We start from the raw sequence: 4,278 nt of genomic DNA on the forward strand, positions 1-4,278 counted from the left end.
TCCTGCTGCGCCGGTTGAGCAGGCTCGAGGGTCTCTAGGCCCTCGAATCTGTCTCATGCGTCGAGGTCGAGCGGAAGCGCGTGTGTTTTCAGGCAAATGCCGCCGCAAAATCCGCCTGAGACAGGTTGACTGTTCAGATAAATCGCCGAACTCGGCAGTTGCTTCCTCTGCGCCGATCTCGGCATCGTGCCCGAACTGGAGCCGCGCCCGGATCACGCATCCTACCTTCAGTCGTGGCTGCAGGTGCTCTCCGACGACAAGCGGGCGATCTTCGCTGCCGCCGCGCACGCTCAGCGCGCCGTCGCCTACCTTCACAGCCTGCAGCCGGCCGCGGCCGAAGAGCGGGAGGCAGCATAATGGCTCCCCTCCCCGCAAACCGCCTTCTGATCCTCGCCTGCTCGGCGACGAAGCGCGACGGCCCGGCCTATATGCCGGCCATCGAACGCTATGACGGCCCCCTATGGCAGACGCTGCGATCGGTGGACCCGCGTGGAGAGAAGGCGAAGGTCGCCTTTCTTTCCGCGCGCTTGGGGTTCCGTGCCGCATCCACGCCGATCGAAATCTACGACGCGCGCATGACCCCGGCGATCGCGGCCGAGATTAAGGCGGGCGATCTCGGAACGCGGTGGCCGAAGCAGAAGACCCAGCGCCGCGTCATCGCCTCCGGCGAGCATCCCGGAATGCACATCGCGACGCTGACGGGCTATGGGCGCATTCCCTTCTCGGATATCGCCCTCGTCGGCGGCCATCTTTATCTCGATGTCATGCGTCATCTCATCGATCTGTTCCGCGAGCGCGGACATATCGTCGGCGATGGGAGGATCACCGAGATCAACGGCTCCATCGGCATCATGCGGCGGGATCTTCGCCGCTGGCTTGACCGCGAATTCGCGGAGGGACGCTGATGCTCAACGCTCCGCCTGTTTTCGAGCCGGTGGGGGGAAACCCCTCCGCCATTCGCCTTCGCGCGCTGAGCCTTGGCGCTGGGGTGCAATCCACGACCCTCGCTTTGATGGCCGCCCACGGTGAGATCGGTCCGATGCCCGATTGTGCGATCTTCGCCGACACGGGCTGGGAGCCACAGGCTGTCTATGATCATCTCGAATGGCTCATGTCCGGCAACGTGTTGCCGTTTCCCGTGCATATCGTCTCCGCCGGCAATATTCGTGACGACCTGATCGGCGCCGGCGACGGCAAACGCTGGGCGTCGATCCCGGCCTTCGCAAAGACGGTAACGCCCGTCGGTGCGGCTGTCCCGGTCTACGACGAGGACGATGACGGAGAGCTGATCGAAATCGGCACACGCGCAACAGCCCGCGAGACCGTGTCGATCGGCATGATCCGCAGGCAGTGCACCACGGACTATAAAATCGTCCCGATCCGACGAAGGGTCCGAGAGCTTGCCGGCCTCGCCCGCAAGCGTTCCCCTGACCATGCCGTGGTGGAGCAATGGATCGGCATCAGCTGCGACGAGATCGTCCGGGCGAAGCCCAGCTTCGAGCCTGGCAGGTCAAGCGCTTTCCGTTGATCGAAAAGCGCATGAGCCGACGGGATTGTCTCGCCTGGCTGCGCCGGCACAGCTATCCTGATCCCCCAAAGAGCGCCTGCGTGGGGTGCCCGTTTCATGACAACGCGCGCTGGCGCTTCATGCGTGACCACGATTTTGCGGCGTGGGCCGACGCCATTGAGGTCGACCAGGCGCTACGCAATGGCATCAGCGGTATTCGCGGTGAGGTTTTTTTGCATCGCTCGTGCGTGCCGCTGGACGAGGCCGATCTCTCGACGGCGTCAGATCGCGGACAGCTCGACCTCTGGCCGAACGAATGCGAGGGGATGTGCGGTGTCTGACGACCCCCGTGAAAATCGGGGCCGCCGCTCCTGGTACGCCCCCAGACGCAACGGCCCCACTCCGCGACCACTCCCGGTCTTTCAGCGAACCGGGAGCGAGTGAAAGCTTAGCCACTCGCGATAGCTGCGGCTTTCATGAAAGTGCCAGGATATCGAAATCCTGCCATGAAATTCCAACGTCTTCGGTATCAGCCGGTGCCTGCGGTAGGGAGCCGCCCTCAACAGAGCACGGAGCGCTGCCGCGGGGGCAGTCGGTCCCGCCTCCTCTTCGAGCCGCTACGCTGAGGCTCCTGCGGCTGCCCTGTTTCCCGCGCCGGCGCGTCGAGAATTCCCGAAATCCCGGCCTCCGGCCGTCGCTATGCTCATTTCTCCGATGCTCTTCATCTCTCCAGATCTCGTCTAGCCCGCGTCGCGGCGCGTCGGCGAGATTGAGGTCCGGCCGCCGCCGGACCCGTACTTCCCGTCCCTCGTCCTGAAAGGAAAATCGATGACCAAACTGCATCCCCTCACCCAAACAGAGCACGATGCCATTTGCGATTATGCCCTGGAGCATGGGCGGTACTGGTAAGCCAGTCTGCGCGATTACTGGATGAACGCGCGAACCACAGGCGTCATGCAGGCGCTGCGAAACAGCCATGGCCCGAGCTGGTTGGTTTCGTTTTCACTGACGCGGGATGAATCTTCGGCAGGACCAATCCGTGCAATATCTGTCACCGCGGGCAATGGCGACATCTTCGAAGCGACCATGATGGGAGCCGATGATCCCTGGACGATCACCTACCCCGAAGGGCAAGACCGATTTTACGGAACCGAACTCGAGGTCCGCGCGCACATCAGGCAGCTCATCCTGTCTCGTGCGGCCGCAAAGGTCGCGCCGTAAGTCGACATGGGGAGTTACGCGGACGCTCGTCGACCTGGAGGCTGATTCTGTATCTTGTCTTTGGCCATCGCCTGCGGCGACCGCGCTCTATGCCTCCGGCACGTAGCCAGCCTTCGGCCGTCTTCGCCGATTCCGGTGACGATCGACTTGTCCGGGTCGGCGCTTCGCCACCTCTATTGTAGTCCCGGCCGCGCTGTCTTCTCCAGATGGGCGCGAACGGTCGCGCTGGCCCATGGTGATTGGCGCGGCAACCGGAAGACCAGGGAGCGCCCCGCCTTGGCAGGCGGGCTGAGCATCAGTCATCCGTTCGACGGCGGCAGCTCAGGTGAACCCGGCGGCATGGCGCTGCCAAGGTAGCAGATGACCGGAGTGCATGGAAGCGGTGCCCCTATGCCTGCGGAAGAAGAGGATTCCGTGTCATCAAGGGTGTCGTCGTCCTACCGGCATTCGAGGAAAACCCTCCGACAGCCAACGCGGAAGGAGCGATATCGTCGGCAGTGGGCTCAATCGTCTGCGGCGCCACACCGGACATATACCTGCAGCGCAGTGTCGCCGACGAGGTTGCCGGCGGGAGCGAAGAAGGCCTGACGATGACGGCCCGCCATTTTCGAGACCCTTCCGGTTTGGTCAACCCTGGCGCGGCCAACACGTCCTCGATGTGGCATGTCTGATCGGAGACCGGCTGCGCCTCGATCGTCCTCCCGCAACGGCCGTCTCCAACTTTCTTCCCCTGCCGGAACCCACCCCATTCGACAAGTCGAACAGGGACCCCGGGCCGCCGTCATTCCTCGCTGGACAAGAAAGCCGGCTCCGGCCGCCCTCCACTTCGTTCCGGCCCAAGGGGTGCGGTCCGATCGTCCCCGATCCTTTCGACAGCCATCGAGGTCGCGATGGACGCGACCCGAGCAACCCGAAAGGATCTCGAAAATGGCTATCATCGGCAACTTCTCCACCAACGGCAACCTCATCAGCGGCGCGGTCCGCACCCTGACGGTATCGATGAAGGCACGCCTGGTTCCGATCGAGCGCACCTCGCGCGACGCTCCCGACTTCCGCGTGATGGCGGGCATGGCCGAGGTCGGCGCAGGCTGGAACGCCACCTCCACCGACGGCGAACCCTACATCTCGGTCAAGCTCGACGACCCGAGCTTCAACGCCCCGATCAACGCGGCCCTGTGGCCGAGCCAGGCCGACGGCGACTACGACCTGGTCTGGAACCGCCAGAAGCGTGACGCCTGACATCGGAAGCCCCGCCTGCCAAGGCGGGGCGCTCCCCTCTTAAGATGAGCGGGAAACGGGCATCGAGCCCGCGTCCCGCTTTCCGGGTGCCATTCGGAGAGGAAAAGTCTGCTCAGTCCGTCCGAGGGTGCCATGGCGGCAGGCAGGCCTCAAGGACATCGTGGTTAGAATGCATTTCCAAGAAGTGTCCTGATTGTCTCGTTGCCGCTGCAATCATCGTGCATTTGTGAGGCCATTATCGGTGAGCTTGCACGGTGTCCACAGGAGGGCCCCGCGCATCGCGGAGTGACCACACGAGTCCGACGCAGCGA

3 protein-coding genes and 2 pseudogenes are annotated in these 4,278 nt (G+C 63.7%); all 5 read left to right on the forward strand.

All coding sequences use genetic code 11. The features are described from left to right. Positions 1 to 141: 141 nt before the first annotated feature. Positions 142 to 357, forward strand: a pseudogene (locus J0I79_RS34015) (zincin-like metallopeptidase domain-containing protein); the annotation flags it as partial. Further along, positions 357 to 905 (forward strand): hypothetical protein, encoded by a 549-nt coding sequence (locus J0I79_RS34020; RefSeq protein WP_137935207.1) that lies wholly within the window; start codon positions 357 to 359, stop codon positions 903 to 905. The pseudogene J0I79_RS34015 and the gene J0I79_RS34020, both read left to right, overlap by 1 nt. Further along, positions 905 to 1,848 (forward strand): annotated as a pseudogene (locus J0I79_RS34025) (hypothetical protein). The gene J0I79_RS34020 and the pseudogene J0I79_RS34025 overlap by 1 nt, the downstream one beginning before the upstream one ends. 589 nt (positions 1,849 to 2,437) lie before the next feature. Continuing rightward, positions 2,438 to 2,728 (forward strand): hypothetical protein, encoded by a 291-nt coding sequence (locus J0I79_RS34030; protein WP_292870240.1) that lies wholly within the window; start codon positions 2,438 to 2,440, stop codon positions 2,726 to 2,728. A 927-nt stretch (positions 2,729 to 3,655) separates the two neighbouring features. Continuing rightward, positions 3,656 to 3,967 carry a DUF736 domain-containing protein gene (locus tag J0I79_RS34035; RefSeq protein ID WP_137935209.1) on the forward strand — a complete coding sequence of 104 codons (312 nt, stop codon included), beginning with the start codon at positions 3,656 to 3,658 and terminating at the stop codon, positions 3,965 to 3,967. The last annotated feature ends 311 nt before the right edge of the window (positions 3,968 to 4,278 follow it).

The organism is Mesorhizobium sp. (assembly GCF_017306585.1).
In the GTDB taxonomy this organism is placed as follows: domain Bacteria; phylum Pseudomonadota; class Alphaproteobacteria; order Rhizobiales; family Rhizobiaceae; genus Mesorhizobium.